The sequence below is a fragment of the Methylophaga pinxianii genome, assembly GCF_020447225.1.
In the GTDB taxonomy this organism is placed as follows: Bacteria; Pseudomonadota; Gammaproteobacteria; order Nitrosococcales; family Methylophagaceae; genus Methylophaga; species Methylophaga pinxianii.
On record NZ_JAJAEO010000181.1, the window covers coordinates 1 to 20,251 of the forward strand.

Here is a 20,251-nt window from a genome sequence, read left to right on the forward strand (position 1 = left end):
TTTTTTGCCATTGTTTGATGGATTGCTCGGCCTGATCGATTTCGCTTTCTGTCATTTTCTCCAGCAATACCGCTTTGATATGCTGCAGATCTTCTACCCCATTTTGTTCTGCTAATGACCACCACATATAAGCCATCTGATAATCCTGCATAACAGCCAGTCCCTGATAATACATGTTACCGAGGTGACTTTGCGCTTCGGCATAATCTTGATTGGCAGCCAGCTGCATCCACTTAATGGATTCTGAGTGATTTTGTTCAACACCCTGACCCAGTTTGTACATGATGGCGAGATTAAATTGTGCCGGAGCGTAGTGATTGTCTGCCGCATGGCGAAACCACTTAGCAGCAAGCTGATAATCCTGAGTGACACTTTGACCATTTAAATAGAGAAACCCGAGGGTATTTTGTGCAATAACATTGCCCTTACTGGCAGCCGTTTTACATTTTTCCAAATATGCTTGTTGAGATAATGGTGCAGTCTTTGTCACAGTTGTTTTTCCAGTTAACAATGGCAGTTTGATGGTGCAAGCAGATTGGAATCTACTGAAAATTCGACCTGTCATGCGAAATTATCCACATGATACCAGCAAGTGGTTTTTGTCTGAGAAAATCTCAACGACGTACTTTGACTGCTTGCCAGAAGTTTCGGGACCAGTAGGTATTTTTCAGGCTGGAAATCATCACACCACGAGTCGTGGAGGCATGCAGAAATTTATGATCTTCTAAATAAATCCCCACATGACGACCGTTGCGAAAAAATACCAAGTCGCCGGGCTGCAGTTGTGCCCTATTAATAGGCTGGCCGACCCGTAATTGCTGATCGGTGGTGCGCGGTAAATCCATGCCAAACAAGTCCCGGAAAGTGACTTGTACAAAACCGGAACAATCAATGCCTGAACGGCTGACACCCCCAATACGATAAGGGGTGCCATGCCAGGCTTGATGTTGCTGATAAAGCAGCATCATAGCTTGGATTTCATCGTAATAAACCATTCCATCGGCCGGACTGGTTATCTGCACTTTATTATCGGTTTGAGGAGGTAAAACCGGACTGGTTTGACAGCCGGCAAGAAACAGAAAACCTATTGTTATCAGCCAGCGCAGTTGCCAACCAGATTTGCTGAAACATAATTTATCGATTTCTGTCATGAGCGTTGGGGTACTGGCTTTATAAATAATCTGAGACAAATTAAAAACTATTCGTTCCGATAAGAAAAGATATTTTACCCATCTAAGGCCACGGGAAAACGGAGAGGCTGGCTGGGCCTTCCGCCGTTGACATAACAGAACAGTTAACTGACACGAACAAATTTACGTAAAATGCCTGGCATGATAAGCCTAGATACCTCTTCCAAAGAATTTGACGTTATTATTATCGGTGCCGGTGCGGCAGGATTGATGTGTGCTATAGCAGCCGGCCAACGTGGTCGACGGGTGCTGGTGCTGGACCATGCCAATAAGGTGGGGAAAAAGATCCTGATGTCCGGTGGAGGACGCTGCAACTTCACCAATATGTATAGCGGACCGGAAAACTTTATTTGCAGCAATCCGCATTTCGTCAAATCTGCGTTAAGCCGTTATACCCCATGGCATTTTATCGAGCTGGTCGAAAAACATCAGATCGCGCATCACGAAAAAAAGCTGGGCCAGTTATTTTGTGACGAATCATCAAAGGATATTCTGCAAATGTTACTTGCAGAGTGTGCGTTAGCGGGAGTCACCATCCGCACGGATACACCGGTTCAAGTAATAGAAACAGGTGAATACAAAGTGGTGCAAACACCACAAGGCAAATTGCAATGTGATTCGTTGGTGATTGCCACCGGTGGCTTGTCTATTCCGAAAATGGGGGCGACCGGTTTTGGTTTTGATCTGGCCCGCAAGCTGAATATTCCAGTGTTGCCAACTCGGGCGGGTTTAGTACCTGTGGTTCTGGATGACCACAAACTTAAACCACTGACTGAGTTAAGCGGTATTTCATTAGATAGCATTACCGAAACGGATACCTGTTCATTTCGTGAAAATATTCTGTTTACCCATCGGGGGCTCAGTGGTCCGGCTATCCTGCAAGCATCGAGTTATTGGCAACCGGGAGAATCGCTGAAAATTGATATGTTTCCAGAAATAGATCTCACCGCATATTTAGCTGATATGCGCCGAGAAAAACCCAAGACTGCTTTGAAAACGCTGCTTGCCGAAAAACTGACCCGCCGGGTTGCACAGCTTTGGTGTGAACAATGGATTGATGATAAACCTGTCGGCCAGCTTTCCGATGCGGATATCGAACAGATTGTATCCCAATGCCAATCCTGGACGGTTAAACCTTCGGGTACCGAAGGTTATCGAACCGCTGAGGTGACTCTCGGCGGTATTGATACCAATGCGTTATCCTCGAAAACCATGGAATGCAAGGATCATCCTGGCTTGTATTTCATTGGCGAAGTAGTTGATGTCACTGGACACCTGGGAGGGCATAACTTCCAATGGGCCTGGGCTTCCGGTCATGCTGCCGGGCAGTATGTTTGATCAAAACTCTGCTCTATGATTCGTGAGTGAGTCTGGGCTTAGCAATCAGGACGAATACAGCAACTGTTAGATACAGGGACATGACATTTACCCCTAGTATGGTTGTTCATGAATCCGAATCTGGTTTTTGAAGCAACTGTTCCAGCGTATCCAGTTGTAGATTCCAAAATCGCTGGTAATGTTGTATCCATTCAAGACCGCCATGCATCGGGGCTGCATTCAGTTCGCAGATATGATTCCTGCCCTGTACCTGACGATTAATTAATCCTGCTTGTTCCAATACCCGAATATGTTTCGAAGCCGCTGTCAGCGACATCTCAAACGGCTCGGCAAGCTCCCCGATCGACAGATTTTGCAAAGCCAAGGCCTGCAACATTGAACGCCGTGTTGGATCAGCCAGAGCATGAAATAAATTATCTAAATTTGTCGCGTTATATTTAACCATAAGGTTTAATATCCGCTCATGAAACAATATTGTCAACCATTTGGTTTAATGAATTGCTAAATCCCTGTTAAGGCTGAAAATTTTCATAGTAAATACCCGTGAAAATAATGCTTGCGGCAAAAAGAAAATTGTGAAATATTTCACAAAAATGTTTCTCGGAGACGTAACGTGCCGATTCAGCTTTATTCAACTTATGATGAGCTAAGCATCAACAGCTATCACCAGTCGCCCGGAAACCTTACCTTGCTTTCCAGTTCTCAGCCCTCTGCTGGCGGGACTTGTCTTTTTGCCTGGCCTACTTATCTATCCATGTTTTCCCTATCCATGAACAGGAGTTCAATCAATGAGCGTTAGAAAACTCAGCCTGCTGTTGATGCTGGCGGGGGTAGTGTTATTGCTGCTTTCCATTGTCTGGTTTTATGTCGCCTATGCGTCCACGCTGGATACGATGAGTCAATATGGTGATGATGATGTCATGATGCAAATGGTTGCATGTATCTATTCTTCACCACCTATCTGTCAGGGTGCTGCATTTTTAAGCGATAGCCCGTCTTATAGCCCGGTAGTTTTCTGGCTGGGATTGATATTACTGTTGGCGGGTGTGCTGGTATTTTTTGCGTTGAATAAACAGCCAGCGTCAGCCCCGAATGTGTCCAAAAAAACAGGCGAGTCGAGTGGTGGCGAATCGTTACTGAGGTTTATTGCCAAAGATAAATACACATATTATGCCTATGTGCTTTTTCTGGTTGGTGCAGCAGGGGGATTATTGCTGCCGCCACTGGCGGTAGCGGCGCTGGCAGGATTTGTCCTGGCTGTGCTGGGATATTTTGTGTTTCCCCACCAGTTGACTTTGCTCGACAAAAATCATCTTGCTTCACTCAGTCTGGTGTATCTGATCGCGACATTACTTTTGTCTCTTACACTCGGCAGCGTTCTGTTTCTGCTGGTCGCTCTGCTGCAGCTGGTGGTGTACTACATCGGCTTTAACAGTTTCCGGCTGGGACGCATGATCGATAGACATCATCTGAAGGAAGAAGCCATCCTGGCTTTCAAACCTCTGCGGGAACGATTTTCTCAAACCGATAAGCCTTGAGCTTTTCGATTAATCAATAAAAACGAGGTCACTACAATGCAAATAAAATCGCTGCTTCAGACCACACTACCTCTCCGTCTGTCACGTTTTCTGCCGCTGATGCTGGTGGTTACATTGACCGCATGCGGATCCGATTTTCAGGAAGGTGCCTATGTTGATCCACAATATGGAACAGGCTATGAGTTTAACGCTGATGGTCAGGGCCAGTTGATTGGTGGTGTCCCAGGCTCATATAACTTTACGTATGAGGTGGATAGCAATGAAGTAATTACCTCGGGGGATATTAACCTGACCTTCAAACGTATAGATGATAAAACACTGGAACGGCCTGATGGTACTCGGCTGATCTTAAAAGAAGAAACGCTGCAGTGAGTATAGAACTATGCATTTTCTGACTTATGTCAGCTTTTTACCTTCAAATTGCTGAATCCGCCAGACTAAGACAATGCCGATGATCATTATGGTTGCAGCCATCCACAATGCCGAAAGGTAATTACCGGTAAGGGTAGAGAGATATCCGGCCAGGGCGGGAGCGATAAGTTGGGCAATACCGTAACTGATGGTCAGTTTTGCCATGGCCTTAGCAGGGTTGTGGGGAAATTTATGTCCCACATACACCAGCATCAGGCTGACAATACCCGCAAAGGTTGCACCAAATAATAAGGCGCCGATGACATTAAACAGCAAAGATTCACTAAACAGTGGAATCAGGATAGACAGCAGGATAATTGAATAAGCTGTGAGGATGGCACTTGTTTCACCAAGCTGTTCAGCCACTTTGTCCCAGAGAATGCAGGAGGGAATGGCCGCGACACCCAGCATGACCCAGATAAGATTGCCATGTCCCGTTAAGCTGGGCATTTCTTCCAGAATCGCCACAATAAAAGTCGCACTGATAACATAACCTACCCCTGCGCAGGCATAAGCGGCGATCATTAAACGCATCCATATGTGATTGGGCGCTTCCAATTTCGTTGCAGATGGGGGTTGCACGGCTGGTGCCGGCATCAGATACCAGGCGGGCAGGAAAAACAAAATCCCGAAAAGCCCCATGATCAGCCATTGTTCAGCCCAATTGAAATAGGGTGTTATGAGTACGATGACCAGCCCGGGTATGGCAATTCCCAGGCCTAAACCGGAAAAGTGAATTCCCAATGCTGATTTATAGCCATTTTGCTTCAACCAGCCCATCACAAATCCGGCAGCCAGAATAATTCCTGCAGTGCTTGATAGACCACCAATAAAGCGAAGAATGCTCCACAAAACCATATCAGTGGTCACCGCCATTAACACCGTGCTTAACACCGCCAGTACGAGGTTTACCCGATAAAACAGAAACTTGGTTTTCAAACTGGATAAAAAAGAGATCAGCACAACACCAGATAAATAGCCGATATAGTTAAAGGTCGCTAACCAACCGCCACTCAATTTATCCAAAGAAGTTTCATTTAACATGATGGGTAGAAAGGGGGTATAGGCAAAACGTGCAATACCAACGGTCAGAATCAAAGCACAGATGCCGGCCAGAATGACTCGTTGGCGAGGGGAGAGCGAAAACCAGGGTGTGATCATAAAGTGAATTGTCATTTGAATAGGGTTGCTGAACTAACTTTTACCACAAGTGTTCACACGATGTGCGTCAGAGTCCAGTCTCTGAAGATATTTATTGCACACAACGTTACCAAGTTGGGCATTGCTATTCACTTTATTAATCCCCACTTAATCCTGCTAAGTTACTGTCCCACAGTAAATGCTTCCCGGAGTTATTAATGAAAAAAATTATTATCCCACTGGTCATCCTGCTTATTGGGTTTGGCAGTTATTTTGCACTTGCCGAACAACAGGAACCTGAGGTGATCCGCTATATCAAAGAGCAAGGAGTCACTGTCATCGATAGCTTTGAAACACCAGCCGGTTTGCGTGGCTATGCTGCAAGTGTTCAAGGCCAGCCAATAAGTATTTACCTGACGGAAGACAAAAAATATGCGGTGATAGGAAACCTGATAAATGCTGAAGGAGAAGATCTTGGCGAAGAGGCTTTGTACGAGCTGGTCAGTGCCCCTCAGAATGAAAAGGTCTGGCAGCAGTTGGAACGGGCGGATTGGGTTCAGGATGGCCAGAATAGTGCCGAGAAAATCATTTATACCTTTACCGACCCATATTGTCCTTATTGTCAAAAGCTACGTGAAATAGCCGATCCTTATATTGCAAAAGGTGACGTACAGTTACGGCATATTGTGGTGGGTATTTTGCAGGAAAACAGCTTAAAAAAAGCCGCAGCTATTCTGGGTGCTGAGTCTCCCGAAAAGGCCTTGCAACAACATATCCAACAGACTGATAAATCCGCTGAAAACGGGAATGAAGACACAGCTAAAAATGGCGCACTATTAGTAGAAAAAAATAATTTACTGATGGAGCAATTGGGTTTTATGGCAACGCCTACCAGTATCTATAAAGATGAAAAAGGCCATGTGCGTCTGATAGAGGGTATGCCGATGCGTGATGATATCAATAAGATGTTTGAACAACCGTGATGTCGATTAGCCTGGGACCCTTTGCCTTGCCGCTGGAACCCTTGCTGCTGTTTGGTAGTGGCTTGTTTGGAATTTTAGTGTCTTCTGTTCTGTCGACAAAGCGGGCTGGCTCAGTGACCGATCCGCTATTAATGATGTTGTTATTCGGGCTGGTGATTGGGCGTATTATGTTTGTCATCAGATTTGCAGATCAATATGACTCTGTCTGGAAAATGCTGGATTTTCGTGATCGGGGAGTGGATTGGGTTTCCGGCATGATAGCGATGGCATCGTTTCTGTTATGGCAAATCAAGCGTCTTCCTGAGCAGCGTATTGCGCTGTCTGGCGGTGCCTTGTCCATTTTACTGTTTTTTTCGGTCGCTTCTGTATTGCTCAACACCGGACCTGGGCAGCACACCATACCGGATACCGCTTTAACTCAATTAGATGGTGAAAAAATCTCACTGAATCAGCTCGCTGAAAACCATATAACAGTGGTTAACTTATGGGCCAGTTGGTGTCCACCATGCCAACGTGAAATGCCGGCTTTTGCCAAGTCACAGCAACAACATCCGGATATTCGCTTTGTGATGCTCAATCAGCAGGAGTCAGCTGAAACAGTGAAAGATTTTCTGGCTGACAATGATCTGACATTTGAGCATGTTCTTCTTGATAAAACGGGTGATGTCGCAGAGATATTTGACGCCTATGGGCTGCCAGTCACACTCTTTTTTGACGGGCAGGGGAATTTGGTTGAAAGCCATATGGGAGAAGTGTCAGCAGCATCGTTAAGCGCGACATTAAAACAGCTTTCCCGATAATCAGCAGGTCATAATCATGTTATTTAATGTAAGTTTTTAAAGGAGTTTTTATGGATTTACAACTTAATAATAGAACAGCGCTAGTCAGCGGCAGTACGGCAGGTATTGGTTTTTCCATTGCTAAAGCCCTGGCCGATGAAGGAGCAAATGTGATCATCAACGGCCGTTCTGAATCTTCGGTAAAACAAGCGATAGCAATATTAAAAAAGACCGCTAAAGGCGATGTCTACGGCTTTGCTGGTGATTTGTCGCTGGCTGCCGAAGCGGAGAAACTGACCACACAGTATCCGGAGGTGGATATTCTGATTAATAACCTGGGCATTTTTGAGCCAGTGCCGTTTGAAGACATTCCGGATGAAGACTGGCTTCGTTTTTTTGATATAAATGTGCTCAGTGGTGTGCGTTTAACGCGGGCCTATCTGCCTGCGATGAAAAAGCAGAATTGGGGCCGGGTCATTTTTATCTCCAGTGAAAGCGGTGTGCAGATCCCACAGGAAATGATTCACTACGGTATGACAAAAGCCGCCCAGATTGCCATTGCACGGGGCCTGGCAGAGGATGTTGCCGGAACCAATATTACGGTGAATTCAGTCTTGCCCGGACCGACCCGTTCACGTGGCGTGGAAACCTTTGTGAATGATCTGGCGAGCAAAGAAGGACAAAGCATTGAAGCCTTTGAAAAAGACTTTTTTGAAAACGTCCGGCCGACATCATTGATCAAGCGCTTTGCGACCACCGAAGAAGTGGCTTCTATTGTCTGTTACCTCTCCAGTCCACTGGCATCAGCCACAACGGGTGCAGCTGTTCGAGTCGATGGTGGTGTAATCAAAAGCGCTTTTTAAACCTTTAGCCGTTTTATATCTAACCGGACAATTTATCCGAAGTTTTTTGCGTTCCTAATTTTAAACAAGAGATTTTTATGACCGCCTTATTCACTGAGTTTTCACTTAAAGATGTGACATTACGTAATCGTATTGCTGTGCCACCGATGTGCCAATACAGTGCCCAAGATGGGCTGACCAATGACTGGCATCTGGTGCATTACAGCCAACTAGCGCGGGGTGGTGCCGGGCTGGTGATTGTTGAAGCGACCGCCGTCAGCCCTGAAGGACGAATCACGCCGGGATGCACCGGTTTATGGAATGATGCTCAGGCGCAAGGTATGGCAACCATTGCAGCAGCGATAAAGAAAGCCGGTGCCTGTCCTGGTATTCAGCTTGCCCATGCAGGGCGTAAAGCCAGTGCCAATCGGCCATGGGAAGGCGATGATCATTTAGCCGAAGATGACCCACAAGGCTGGCAGACACTTTCACCCTCAGCAGTGGCATTTGGTGCCAATTTACCCAAGGTGCCCAAGGCAATGACGCTGGAAGATATTGAGCGGGTTAAAGCTGACTTTGTCGCTGCAGCCAAACGGGCGAAAGCGGCAGGATTTGAATGGCTGGAGTTGCATTTCGCCCATGGTTATCTGGCACAAAGCTTTTTTTCAGTACATGCCAATCAGCGTGACGATCAGTATGGTGGAGACTTGGCGGGGCGCAGCCGATTCTTGCTTGAAACCATGCAGGCTGTGCGGGAAGTCTGGCCGGAAAATCTGCCCCTGACAGCGCGCTTTGGGGTAATTGAATATGATGGTCGAGATGAAGAAACAGTGAGCGAGTCTATTGAATTAACTCATCAATTCAAAGCTTCAGGTCTGGATTTACTCAATGTCAGTATTGGATTTTCCACACCGGATTCAAATATTCCATGGGGCCCTGCATTATTGGCGCCCATTGCTGAACGCGTGCGCCGTGAAGTGGGTTTACCCGTTGCTTCTGCCTGGGGTATTGATGAACCTAACCTGATAAATCAGGTTATCACCGATCAGCAGATGGATTTAGTAATGGTTGGCCGGGCGCATTTAGCCAATCCTCATTGGCCTTACCATGCCGCCAAGACATTAAAAATTGCCGACCCTGCCTGGGTGTTGCCCGCACCTTATGCCCACTGGTTATCCCGTTATCATGCTCCTGAAAATTAAACGCTGATACAACTATCAGTTAAGTGACAGGGATGTCCTTAACGTTAAATATGTGTTGCTGATTGCTGAATTAATGGACAAGTCTGTGAAAATGTCTTAATAAAGATGATGTTGTTAACCTTTTCACAAGGAATTGACCATGGTCATGCAAACGTTAATCAACAGTTTTAGAGCAGTTATTTTTTTGGTTTTTTGCTCAATATCAACATGGCCATCTTATGCCGCAGTCAACGATTGGCAATGGATCAAAGATATGCCCACCGTTGCTGATGTTGAGGCAACAATTCAAGGCGAAAACCTCGAACAGACGCTGGGCTGGCAATGTGCTGTTTACAGTAATCTGATGACCGGTAAACACTTGCCGGCAAGTTATAGCATAGCGCCTCCAGCAGAGGCGCAGGTTCTGGTTAGCGAATTGAAAAACACGTATCGTCAGGCGATAGCAAACGTTCGGCAACGTTATGACAGGGAAGTGAAGTCTCTTGAGGATGCCGAAAATGCCCGCGAATTCACTTTAGTCTGTGGTGCCGATGGCAGTCGTGTAGATAATACGGGAAGACGCGTCAGTCCTTCTGTGCCAGATGCTGCTTTAGCCAAGCTATTCAAACCTAGCGTTCTTGAGGTTTATCAAAAACAATTGCAAATAAAAGAAGCCAGTCAGGCGGCCTATAAAACACAAATCGCCGAGCAGCAACAGGCCACCCGTGACACGATCTGGTTTGCCATTTTCTGGCTTGGCGGTATGGTCGCCAGCATCATTTTAGGCGTTTGGTGTCTGGTTAAAGCTTTTCGAATTGGCAAACAGTTGCAGCTGGCCAAAATGGACCGCACCAACACAGCGGGTGTCGAGGAATTTGAGGATGCACGAGAGCTTGATGCCATACAGATGGCAGAAAGTATGAAAAAACTGCAATTAAAAATTCTGGTGCCTCTGGGTGGTTTCCTGCTTATTCTCGGGCCTTTTTTAGTGAGTATGCTTATGATGCTGGAATAACAGAATGACTACTTTTGAATAAAGATTTTAGTTCTGATGAGATGATCAAAAAGATTGGTAGAACTGTGTTACAGACTTACCACATAGGCAGATGTCATTGTGGTGAAGTTGAATTTGTGGTGCATTTGCCAAATGGGATTGAAGATCCACGGCGTTGTGATTGCTCTATGTGCCGAAGAAGGGGCGCTATTGCAGCATATGTTGCCTTGTCTGACCTGGAAATCACCAAAGGAATAGATAAGCTCATGCTTTACCAGTTCAACACCATGACGGCGAAGCACTATTTTTGTTCGATTTGTGGCATTTATACACACCATCAAACCCGAGCAAATCCAGAATTATATGGTTTTAATCTGGCCTGTCTGGATGGCGTAAACCCATTTGAGTTGGGTGATGTCAGAGTAAATGACGGCATCAATCATATTTCGGATCGGGAAGCGTAAAATTTAATATGGGTAAAGTTAGTTTTGCCAAATCAGCCAGCGCAGCGTAATTTGCTGCTAGCGAATTCAGTGTCTTTCATCAAATAATCAGGATTTCCCTTGCTAAGCTACCGCCACTCATTTCATGCCGGCAATTTTGCCGATGTGCTGAAACATATTGTGTTAATTGAAGTTTTACAGCATTTGGGTAAAAAAGATAAAGCGTTTGATTATATTGATACGCATTCTGGGGCCGGGCTTTATCATCTGGCATCGGTTCATGCCGAAAAATTACAGGAATACCAAAACGGTATTGCTAAGCTGGATGCTGCTGATTGGCCTGAGTTAAGTGCTTATTTTTCGGTTATCAATTCTGTAAATACGGATAAGTCGCTGTTGTACTACCCTGGCTCTCCATTTATTGCCTTGCATTTTATGCGGCGTCAGGACCGGGCCTGGTTATATGAGTTACATCCTGAGGATGCAGGTTTACTGTTACAAAATACCCAAAATATAAAACGTGCCAGAGTGATGCGAGAAGATGGTTTGAAAGGACTATTGTCTCTGCTGCCACCTGTATCACGTCGTGGACTGGTATTGATCGATCCATCGTATGAAATTAAATCAGATTATGACCTGGTGTTTCAGACGGTTGAAAAAGCCTATGCCAAATTTCCTACCGGCACCTATGCGGTGTGGTATCCGGTGGTAGAACGCAGCAGGATTACGCGGCTGGAAAAACAATTTATCAAGAGTGGTATCAAAAATATTCAACGCTTTGAGTTGGCTGTTACTGCCGATTCGGATGAGCGCGGCATGACCTCTTCAGGCATGATAGTGATTAATCCACCCTGGCAACTCATGGACACCATGAGCCAGTTATTACCCAAACTGGTGAACAGATTGGCCATCGATAGTGGTGCCTTTTACAAGTCTGAAGTGCTGGTGGCGGAATAATTCACTGCAGTTTCGTCAGCAGACATAATCTGCATTAAAGTCAGTCGTTATCTTCCCGTGCCATGATAGCGCCAAATTTGGGATTACGGATTTGGAGTGACCATGAGCAACCCAGTGATCTACAGGAAACCCCACGGCAAAACGTTCAGTTATCGTTATGCCAATGGCAAAACGGTTAAGAATGCTGCTCTTAAGCGCTGGATAAAAAGTCTGGTTATTCCACCTGCATGGCAGGAAGTAGAAATTCAGCAGGATCGTGATGCCAAAGTATTGGTTACTGGTCGTGATAAGCAAGGCCGGAAACAATATATCTATAACCCTGACTGGGTTGAAACCGCCAGTGAACAGAAATTCAAACGTATCTTGCGATTTGCAGAGCAATTGGAAACCATGCGGCGAGTGACCGGCCAACATATTCAACGAAGACCCATTGATCAAACTACTGTACTCGCCTGTATGACAAGAATGCTGGATGATGCTTTTTTTCGACCCGGCAGTGCCAGTTATACCCGTCAAAATCACACTTATGGTCTCACCACTTTGCGGGCGAAACATATGACCATCAAGGAGGACCATGTTGAGTTTGACTATGAAGGTAAAAGCCATCAGCAACAATTTCGTACTGTGACGGATGAACAGGTACGCGAAGTGTTGATAGCGCTGGAAAAAATGTCAGGCTATGAATTATTTGATATCACCTTGCCCGATAAAAGTCGTAAAAAAATCACGGCCCAGGATTTGAATCATTATATTTCCGACGTGATGGGGGAGGATTTTAGTGCTAAGGACTTCCGCACCTGGGCCGGAACGGTATTAATGGCAGTTGCACTCGACAAACTGGGGCCAGCAAAAGATGAAAAGCTGAATAAAAGCAACATTGTTGAAGCAGTAAAAAATGTGGCTGAACAGCTGGGAAATACGCCTGCCGTTTGTCGGAGCAATTACATACATCCGCAAGTGATATTGCAATATGAAAGCGGCCGCACACTGGATTATTTTCGACGTCAATTCAAACGTTATCGCGGCAAATATCTCAGCCTGGATGAAAAGGCCACAATGAAGCTGCTAACAGCATTAATTAATGCAAATAAAACTTCCTCCTCCCTTTAATTGACAATAGTTCGGCGATGGTTGGCCGACTGTGTATTTTGTTGGGATTACTGCTAACATCACCAGAGCTCTTTATTAGAGCGTGTTGAAGGATTACAGCGATCTCAATTAATAAAATAACCGTTTGTAATCAGGTTTTTATTGAAAATATCAGTTTACAAGGAGAGAGAAATGGAAAGTTTTTTCGTGACATGGCAGCCCCGGGTCTTAAGTATTTTGCGAATCGTGACAGCATTTATGTTTATGCAGCATGGTGGACAAAAGCTATTTGGCTATCCCGCTGCCCAACGATATGAGTTTGATCTGTTCACACTATCTGGTGTGGCCGGTGTACTGGAACTGGTGGGTGGTTTTCTGATTCTGATTGGGTTGTTTACTCGACCGGTCGCTTTTATTTTGTCAGGCCAGATGGCAGTTGCCTATTTTATCGCTCATGCCCCTCAAGCATTCTGGCCATTGTTAAATAATGGCGAATTAGCTGCCCTGTTCAGCTTTATCTTTTTGTATTTATTTGTAGCTGGTGGTGGCGCGTGGAGTGTTGATAACGTGATTAAACGTCAATCATAATCATTCATAGCAGGATAATTTGCGTGTAATAAAAAGCCCGTTGTCTTCACAACGGGCTTTTTTTACGCTTCGCTTTCAGCTTTTGGCTGAATCACTTGAGTTACATATTTTGAAATAATGCCAATGCTGCGGCATATTCTTCACTGTTCTCATCCAGTTCAACCACACTGATCCCTGTATCAATGCCCAGCTTTTGAAATGCCATGACTTTATCACGGGTATTGGGGTCCAGTGCTTTAGTGGTATTGAAATAACTTTGTAAATGGGCGACCTGTACTACATCAGTTAAATCCGGGCCGTTTTGGCTATTACGATTGAGATTGGCATGTTCTGCCGCAACCGTAATCAGATTTTCCGGAAATTCCCAGCTACGCAGAATGGCTTCGCCGATTTTCGGATAGAGATTGTCAATTAATGTATCAAGACGACGGGGATCTTCAAGCAACTCAGGCATATCTGCTGCTTTCATCAGAATAGGCAGTGCACCGATTTGATGGATTAAACCGGCTAACATGGCTTCATCGTTAGCGATATTGGGTTGTTTGGAGGCAATAACCTGACTGGCTGCAGCGACCTCAATACTGTGTTGCCATAAATCACGCATCCTTTTTTCCAGCTTTTTATTGGTGGGACGGAACATTTGTTCCATCACCAGACTGGTGACCAGATTACGAACCATGGGAATCCCGAGTCGGGAGACCGCAGTCTGCACCGATTCAACTTCTACCCTGCCTCTATATAAAGGACTGTTTGCGACTTTTATCAGCCTGGCTGACAACGCGGCATCGGTCGTAATGACCTCTGCAAGTTGCGTCGCAGAGACATCCGGGTTATTGGCAACTTCACGAACCTTGAGGGCAACCTCAGGCAGTGTAGGTAACACCAGTTTCCCCTTTTGGAGATCATTAATAATCGTCGTGTACAATTGGTCTTGTTGGGTCATATTAATCCACGGTATTAAATCAATTTGAAGTGTGAATGATTTTCAGTTATTTTGCTTGGTTTGCCAACCGTTTTAGCTAATAGCAGGTGCTCAGTTGAACGACGAATTTCCTAGAATCAAACGTCTTCCGCCATACGTATTCAACATTGTAAATGATTTGAAGGCAAAAGCGCGTGCGCGCGGCGAAGATATTATCGACTTTGGTATGGGGAATCCGGATAAGCCCGCCCCCGCGCACATTGTGGAAAAACTCGTCGAAGCCGCCCAGCGTCCTGATACGCATCGATACTCTGTTTCCAGAGGTATTCCCCGTCTGCGTAAAGCTATTTGTGACTGGTATCAGCGTAAATATGATGTGACATTGGATCCTGATTCAGAAACGATTGTTACGATTGGTTCTAAAGAAGGTTTGGCGCATTTAGCGATGGCGACCGTAGGGCCGGGCGATGCTGTTTTGGTACCGAATCCGGCTTATCCAATTCATCCATATGGTTTTGTTATCGCGGGTGCCGATATCCGTCATGTACCATTAACCCCGGATGTGGATTTTTTTGCTGAACTGGAAAAGTCGGTCAAAGATTCCTGGCCGAAACCCAAAATGCTGGTGCTGAATTTCCCGGGTAATCCAACAACGCAATGTGTTGACCTGGATTTTTTTCAGCGCGTGGTGGACTTTGCCAAAGAACATCAGATTTGGGTTGTTCATGATTTGGCGTATGGTGAAATCACTTTTGATGGTTATAAAGCACCGTCAATTCTGCAGATCCCTGGTGCAATAGATGTTGCGGTTGAGTTTTATACCCTATCCAAAACATACAATATGCCGGGCTGGCGGGTTGGTTTTATGTCCGGAAACCCGACATTAGTTGCCGCATTGGCACGAATGAAGTCCTATCTGGATTATGGCATGTTTACACCCATTCAGGTCGCTGCCATTACCGCACTGGATGGCCCACAGGAATGTGTGGCGGAAATTGTTGAAACGTACAAACAACGTCGTGATGTTTTATGTGATGGCTTGAATGCAATCGGCTGGCCGGTTGAAAAACCCAAAGCAACGATGTTTGTCTGGGCCAAAATTCCGGAACAGTTCCGTGAAATGGGATCGTTGGAATTTAGTAAAAAGCTGCTTAAAGAAGCAAAAGTCGCGGTCTCTCCCGGTATTGGCTTTGGAGAGTATGGCGATGAATATGTTCGTTTCGGACTGATTGAAAATCAGCACCGTACCCGGCAAGCAATCCGTGGTATCCGTGACATGATGAAAAAAGGGTAGGGGGCAAAAAGTGCAATCAGTCAAAATTGGTATTCTTGGCTTAGGCACTGTTGGTAGTGGTACTGTCAGTGTTTTAAAGCGAAATTCAAAAGAAATTAGCCGTCGCGCTGGCCGTGGTATTGAAATTATGCGCGCAGCGGATAAAAATCTGGACACTCCTAAAACCTGTGATCTATCTGGTATTGATTTAACGGATGATGCTTTTTCTGTGGTCAATGATCCGGAAATTCAGATTGTCGTCGAATTGATTGGTGGCACAGGGATCGCGCGTGATTTAGTCATGCAGGCGATTGAAAACGGCAAACATGTGGTGACCGCCAACAAAGCTTTGATTGCGATGCATGGCAATGAACTGTTTGCCAAAGCACAGGAAAAAGGCGTTACCATTGCGTTTGAAGCAGCGGTCGCGGGCGGTATTCCAATTATCAAAGCGATCCGCGAAGGTCTGGCAGCAAACCGGATTGAGTGGCTGGCAGGTATTATCAATGGTACCGGCAACTTCATCCTGACCGAGATGCGTGATAAAGGTCGCAACTTTGCCGATGTACTGGCCGAAGCCCAGGCGTTGGGCTATGCCGAAGCAGATCCAACGTTTGATGTCGAAGGGATTGATGCGGCGCATAAATTGACCATCATGGCCTCCATTGCGTTTGGTATTCCATTACAGTTTTATAAAGCTTATACCGAAGGTATTAGCAAAATTTCCCAGGAAGATGTGCAGTATGCTGAAGAACTGGGTTATCACATCAAGCATCTCGGTATTGCCAAGAAAACAGTGCAAGGCGTTGAATTGCGTGTACATCCGACCTTAATTCCAAAACGTCGTTTGATAGCCAATGTGAATGGCGTGATGAACGCCGTAGTGGTGAAAGGTGATGCTGTCGGCCCAACCTTATATTACGGCGCTGGTGCCGGAGCTGAGCCAACTGCTTCTGCAGTAGTGGCTGATATTGTTGATATTGTTCGCGCGTTGACCACCGATCCGGAAAACCGGGTACCGCATTTGGCTTTCCAACCTGACTCATTAAAAGACACGCCAATTTTACCGATGTCTGAAGTCATTACATCTTATTACTTGCGGATCAATACAGAAGATAAGCCGGGCGTGTTAGCCGACATTACGCGAATTTTCAGTGAGCAGGACATCAATATCGAAGCTATCCTGCAAAAACAACCGGAAGAAGAAGAGGGCACAGTGCCTATCATTATGCTGACGCAGCCGGTGGTTGAAAAAAATATGGATGAAGCGATTGCCCAAATCGAAGCATTGGATACTGTTAAAGATGCGATCATGCGAATTCGCATGGAATCGCTGGGCTGAGTGAAACGCCCGTTAAAGAATTAAAGAGGAACTATTTATGTCATTTCGTCCACGTTACACCGGCCTTATCGATCGTTACCGTGACCGCCTGCCCGTTAATGATGACACCAGACTGATCAGCCTGGGTGAGGGGAATACCCCATTATTGAAGTTGAATAATATCCCTAAATTGATGGGTAAAGATGTTGATATCTACGTTAAATACGAAGGCTTGAACCCAACCGGCTCCTTCAAGGATCGTGGCATGACCATGGCCGTGACCAAAGCTGTAGAAGAGGGAAGTAAAGCGATTATCTGTGCTTCTACCGGTAACACTTCTGCTGCTGCTGCGGCTTATGCTGCCCGGGCTGGTATCACCGCCTTTGTTATTATTCCGGATGGCAAAATTGCCCAGGGTAAACTTGCCCAGGCGATGATGCATAATGCCGTGGTTATCCAGATCAAAGGTAACTTTGATGAAGGTATGCAACTGGTTAAAGAAGTGGCTGAGCATGCTCCGGTCACCATTGTAAATTCAATCAACCCATACCGTCTGCAAGGTCAGAAAACTGCTGCTTTTGAGATTATTGAAGAATTAGGTCGTGCGCCGGATTATCACTGCCTGCCAGTGGGTAACGCCGGGAATATTACGGCACACTGGATTGGTTATTGTGAATATTCATCTGCTTCTGGCGATCATGTCACCGAAGCTTGTGCATACTGCAATGGTCATTGTAAATATGCTGGTGGCGCGATTGTAGGTAATCGCCCGAAAATGGTCGGTTATCAAGCTGCTGGAAGCGCTCCCTTTATGCGTGGTGCCATGGTCGATGATCCTGAAACAGTGGCTACTGCGATCCGCATTGGTCATCCACAAAGCTGGAATATGGCCTGGAAGGTCAAAGAAGAATCTCAGGGCTGGTTTGACGAATGTACTGATGAAGAAATTTTGGCCGCTCAGAAATTACTGGCAGAAAAAGAAGGTATTTTTTGTGAACCGGCTTCTGCCACATCCGTTGCAGGCGCATTACGTGATATAAAAAACGGTAAAATCCCTGAAGGTAGCACGGTTGTTTGTACACTGACCGGTCATGGTTTGAAAGATCCCGACATTGCTATTAAACAAAGTAGTTCACCAGTCATTACAGTAAGTGCTACATTGGACTCAGTACGCGAGGCAATCATCAACAACTTGGCCAGATAATATGACTGAAATGGCGGCACCACAGGATCACGAGAGAACCGCGGCAAGAACGCCGCACGATATCTTTTTGACGAACCTGATTGCGAATCATATCTTACTGTTCACAGCGATTGCTGCGACGGGTAAGAGTTATTTTGAGTTTATCGTATTGGTGCCGTTGTTATCTTTTTCGTTTCTAGGCTATACGTTTATTCGTTCGAGTCGAATTAAACGGGAAGACAGCGAATTTGTTTATATTCATTGGCAGATTGCCCGGCGCTGGAGCTTTTTCTTTGCCATCGTATTATCTGTAGTGGTGACGGTCGCCACATTGGGCTGGATAAGTTATACCTATCTGGGTTTGATGAAAGAAGCCGCTTTTGGTCTGGTTGGCGGGCTGAGCTTTTTACCTACTTTGGTCAGCGTATTGATATTGATAGTCATTGAAATGGACTCACTCAATCACGCACGGGTCGGCACATTACCCCCCTGGGCTAAGCGACGGTTTCTGGGTGAGTCATAAAGGTCTCTAGGTCTCTCTTTTATGGTGTCGGTTCGCGATGAACCACCGAATGAATCACCAACTGATTTTCAAAATAGACATCAAATCGAGAATATTGCCAGCGCGTAATGGCAGGTGTGCCTTTTGGAGCATATTGTTGCTCTGCTACACCAAACTTTTGTTCAACCTGTTGCATTGTCATGCCACGTGTAGGGCGCATAACGCCTGACTCAGAGTTGGGTGTATTGTAAGTGGGCTCAGCGATAGACAATACATCAGCGTGCAATGGCATCACGGAAAATATGGCGAGTCCAGAAGCTATAAGATAGCGTTTCAACATGATGATAATTCCCTTAACGTCCTGCCAAAGCATATTATTCCGGCAAAAATAGTTCAATTAAACTGTTTAAATAACGTTGGCCTAACACTGTTGGGCGGATCCATTCTACTGAATACTCAATCAGTCCTCGTGCTTCGGCTTCAGCCAGCTGCTTTTGAATGATGGCTAATGGCACGCCACAATGTTGCATAAACAACGGGGTGGCAAAGCCATCCGTTAGACGAAGTGCGTTAAGCATAAATTCAAAACCAATTTCATCAATGCCAACCTGTTCCCGTTTCAGAATGCGTTGCGGGCTGTCGACCTTATCCAAATAGGCTTGAGGCTGCTTTTGTTTTACTAGCCGTTCAATTGACTGTGACGCGGCACTGGAGACTTTGCCATGCGCACCTGCCCCAATTCCTAAATAATCGCCAAACTGCCAGTAGTTGAGATTATGACGGCTTTGACAACCTTTCTTTGCATAAGCCGACACTTCATACTGAGCGTAACCCGCTTCAGCGAGATATTGCTGATTCGCAATCTGCCAATCATAAATCGGCTCATCATCGGGCAACTGAGGCGGAGACTGGTGAAAAAAAGTATTGGGTTCAATTGTCAGCTGGTAGTAGGAAATGTGCGTTGGTTCCAATGCTATTGCGGTTTCAACATCTGCTCTGGCGAGCTTTTCTGTCTGTTTTGGCAGGCCAAACATCAGATCCAGATTGAAATTATCAAAACCGGCCTGGTGTGCAATTTCGGCAGCCCGAATGGCTTGTTTGCCATCATGAATACGGCCCAAAGCGGTTAAGGAATCGCCATTAAAGCTTTGTATGCCAATGGATAGGCGATTAATGCCTACAGCTCGATAGTCGGTGAATCTAGCCGCTTCGAAGGTGCCCGGATTCGCTTCCAGTGTGATTTCAGCATCGGCTCGGATAGGCAGTAAGGCGCGCAAAGCTGAAAATAAACGGTCATAAGCTTCGGCACTAAACAGGCTGGGTGTACCGCCACCGATAAAGATTGTTTGGATAGTGCGTCCCCACACCAGCGGCAGATCCTGCTCAAGATCGCGGATTAATGCATCAATATAAGCTTTTTCAGGGATCTCTGCCCCAGCCTGATGCGAATTAAAGTCACAATAAGGACATTTACGCACACACCATGGAACATGGATATACAGGCTGAGAGGAGGCAGGGAGCTAAAGCCGAACTTGACTGTGTCAGCCGGAATAATTTTATTCTGCAAGACTGAATA

Annotated in this window: 23 protein-coding genes; 16 read left to right on the plus strand and 7 right to left on the minus strand. The window is 45.8% G+C overall.

Going from position 1 to position 20,251, the window contains the following annotated elements; genetic code table 11:
* Together LGT40_RS11740 and LGT40_RS11745 are read right to left on the minus strand one after the other, a co-directional pair.
* On the minus strand, nucleotides 1-490 hold a 490-nt coding region (locus LGT40_RS11740), incomplete at its 3' end, for a tetratricopeptide repeat protein (RefSeq protein ID WP_226343206.1).
* 124 nt (nucleotides 491-614) lie between these two features.
* Nucleotides 615-1,151 (minus strand): NlpC/P60 family protein, encoded by a 537-nt coding sequence (locus tag LGT40_RS11745; RefSeq protein WP_226343207.1) that lies wholly within the window; start codon nucleotides 1,149-1,151, stop codon nucleotides 615-617.
* 180 nt (nucleotides 1,152-1,331) lie between these two features.
* Here LGT40_RS11745 and LGT40_RS11750 point away from each other — a divergent pair, with 180 nt between their 5' ends.
* On the plus strand, nucleotides 1,332-2,528 hold the full coding sequence (locus LGT40_RS11750) for a BaiN/RdsA family NAD(P)/FAD-dependent oxidoreductase (RefSeq protein ID WP_226075052.1): 1,197 nt from the start codon (nucleotides 1,332-1,334) through the stop codon (nucleotides 2,526-2,528).
* Nucleotides 2,529-2,634: 106 nt separating this feature from the next.
* Here LGT40_RS11750 and LGT40_RS11755 read toward each other — a convergent pair whose 3' ends face one another.
* Nucleotides 2,635-2,973, minus strand: coding sequence for an ArsR/SmtB family transcription factor (locus tag LGT40_RS11755; protein ID WP_226075054.1), 339 nt, complete (start codon nucleotides 2,971-2,973; stop codon nucleotides 2,635-2,637).
* Nucleotides 2,974-3,316: 343 nt separating this feature from the next.
* On the opposite strand from LGT40_RS11755, the gene LGT40_RS11760 reads away from it, so the two are divergent.
* Complete coding sequence (locus LGT40_RS11760) at nucleotides 3,317-4,066, plus strand: hypothetical protein (RefSeq protein WP_226075056.1); 750 nt, start codon at nucleotides 3,317-3,319, stop codon at nucleotides 4,064-4,066.
* 36 nt (nucleotides 4,067-4,102) lie between these two features.
* A complete protein-coding gene (locus tag LGT40_RS11765; protein WP_226075058.1) occupies nucleotides 4,103-4,438 on the plus strand; it encodes a hypothetical protein in 336 nt (111 codons plus the stop codon).
* A 24-nt stretch (nucleotides 4,439-4,462) separates the two neighbouring features.
* On the opposite strand, the gene LGT40_RS11770 is transcribed toward LGT40_RS11765, so the two are convergent.
* On the minus strand, nucleotides 4,463-5,653 hold the full coding sequence (locus tag LGT40_RS11770) for a YbfB/YjiJ family MFS transporter (protein ID WP_226075060.1): 1,191 nt from the start codon (nucleotides 5,651-5,653) through the stop codon (nucleotides 4,463-4,465).
* A 182-nt stretch (nucleotides 5,654-5,835) separates the two neighbouring features.
* Here LGT40_RS11770 and dsbG point away from each other — a divergent pair, with 182 nt between their 5' ends.
* The 9 genes from dsbG (at nucleotide 5,836) to LGT40_RS11815 (ending at nucleotide 13,473) form a co-directional block, all read left to right on the plus strand.
* Nucleotides 5,836-6,600: a thiol:disulfide interchange protein DsbG gene (dsbG, locus tag LGT40_RS11775; protein WP_226075062.1), complete on the plus strand. Its 765-nt coding sequence runs from the start codon at nucleotides 5,836-5,838 to the stop codon at nucleotides 6,598-6,600.
* Nucleotides 6,600-7,400 (plus strand): TlpA family protein disulfide reductase, encoded by an 801-nt coding sequence (locus LGT40_RS11780; RefSeq protein ID WP_226075070.1) that lies wholly within the window; start codon nucleotides 6,600-6,602, stop codon nucleotides 7,398-7,400. Before dsbG ends, LGT40_RS11780 begins: the two co-directional genes overlap by 1 nt.
* A 50-nt stretch (nucleotides 7,401-7,450) precedes the next feature.
* Nucleotides 7,451-8,242, plus strand: a complete 792-nt coding sequence (locus LGT40_RS11785; RefSeq protein WP_226075072.1) for an SDR family NAD(P)-dependent oxidoreductase — start codon at nucleotides 7,451-7,453, stop codon at nucleotides 8,240-8,242.
* A gap of 77 nt (nucleotides 8,243-8,319) precedes the next feature.
* Entirely contained in the window at nucleotides 8,320-9,423 is a 1,104-nt protein-coding gene (locus LGT40_RS11790; protein WP_226075074.1) for an NADH:flavin oxidoreductase/NADH oxidase, read from the plus strand.
* A gap of 139 nt (nucleotides 9,424-9,562) precedes the next feature.
* Complete coding sequence (locus LGT40_RS11795; protein WP_226075075.1) at nucleotides 9,563-10,417, plus strand: hypothetical protein; 855 nt, start codon at nucleotides 9,563-9,565, stop codon at nucleotides 10,415-10,417.
* 14 nt (nucleotides 10,418-10,431) lie between these two features.
* Nucleotides 10,432-10,860 (plus strand): GFA family protein, encoded by a 429-nt coding sequence (locus tag LGT40_RS11800; protein WP_226343208.1) that lies wholly within the window; start codon nucleotides 10,432-10,434, stop codon nucleotides 10,858-10,860.
* Nucleotides 10,861-10,959: 99 nt separating this feature from the next.
* Nucleotides 10,960-11,796, plus strand: coding sequence for a 23S rRNA (adenine(2030)-N(6))-methyltransferase RlmJ (locus tag LGT40_RS11805; RefSeq protein ID WP_226075079.1), 837 nt, complete (start codon nucleotides 10,960-10,962; stop codon nucleotides 11,794-11,796).
* A gap of 102 nt (nucleotides 11,797-11,898) precedes the next feature.
* Nucleotides 11,899-12,906 (plus strand): DNA topoisomerase IB, encoded by a 1,008-nt coding sequence (locus tag LGT40_RS11810; protein WP_226075081.1) that lies wholly within the window; start codon nucleotides 11,899-11,901, stop codon nucleotides 12,904-12,906.
* 171 nt (nucleotides 12,907-13,077) lie between these two features.
* Nucleotides 13,078-13,473 carry a DoxX family protein gene (locus LGT40_RS11815; protein WP_226075091.1) on the plus strand — a complete coding sequence of 132 codons (396 nt, stop codon included), beginning with the start codon at nucleotides 13,078-13,080 and terminating at the stop codon, nucleotides 13,471-13,473.
* Between the two features lie 100 nt (nucleotides 13,474-13,573).
* Here LGT40_RS11815 and LGT40_RS11820 read toward each other — a convergent pair whose 3' ends face one another.
* Nucleotides 13,574-14,416, minus strand: a complete 843-nt coding sequence (locus LGT40_RS11820; RefSeq protein ID WP_226075092.1) for an HDOD domain-containing protein — start codon at nucleotides 14,414-14,416, stop codon at nucleotides 13,574-13,576.
* A 94-nt stretch (nucleotides 14,417-14,510) separates the two neighbouring features.
* On the opposite strand from LGT40_RS11820, the gene alaC reads away from it, so the two are divergent.
* From alaC to LGT40_RS11840, 4 genes are read left to right on the plus strand one after another with little or no spacing between them, the layout of a single operon-like run.
* Nucleotides 14,511-15,689 carry an alanine transaminase gene (alaC, locus tag LGT40_RS11825; protein ID WP_226075094.1) on the plus strand — a complete coding sequence of 393 codons (1,179 nt, stop codon included), beginning with the start codon at nucleotides 14,511-14,513 and terminating at the stop codon, nucleotides 15,687-15,689.
* 10 nt (nucleotides 15,690-15,699) lie between these two features.
* A complete protein-coding gene (locus tag LGT40_RS11830) occupies nucleotides 15,700-17,010 on the plus strand; it encodes a homoserine dehydrogenase (RefSeq protein ID WP_226075096.1) in 1,311 nt (436 codons plus the stop codon).
* 37 nt (nucleotides 17,011-17,047) lie between these two features.
* Nucleotides 17,048-18,193 carry a threonine synthase gene (gene thrC / locus LGT40_RS11835; protein WP_226075098.1) on the plus strand — a complete coding sequence of 382 codons (1,146 nt, stop codon included), beginning with the start codon at nucleotides 17,048-17,050 and terminating at the stop codon, nucleotides 18,191-18,193.
* A 1-nt stretch (nucleotide 18,194) separates the two neighbouring features.
* Complete coding sequence (locus tag LGT40_RS11840; protein ID WP_226075107.1) at nucleotides 18,195-18,695, plus strand: hypothetical protein; 501 nt, start codon at nucleotides 18,195-18,197, stop codon at nucleotides 18,693-18,695.
* 19 nt (nucleotides 18,696-18,714) lie between these two features.
* Here LGT40_RS11840 and LGT40_RS11845 read toward each other — a convergent pair whose 3' ends face one another.
* Together LGT40_RS11845 and hemW are read right to left on the minus strand one after the other, a co-directional pair.
* On the minus strand, nucleotides 18,715-19,014 hold the full coding sequence (locus LGT40_RS11845; RefSeq protein ID WP_226075109.1) for a hypothetical protein: 300 nt from the start codon (nucleotides 19,012-19,014) through the stop codon (nucleotides 18,715-18,717).
* A gap of 34 nt (nucleotides 19,015-19,048) precedes the next feature.
* On the minus strand, nucleotides 19,049-20,242 hold the full coding sequence (gene hemW, locus LGT40_RS11850) for a radical SAM family heme chaperone HemW (RefSeq protein ID WP_226075111.1): 1,194 nt from the start codon (nucleotides 20,240-20,242) through the stop codon (nucleotides 19,049-19,051).
* Nucleotides 20,243-20,251: the final 9 nt, after the last annotated feature.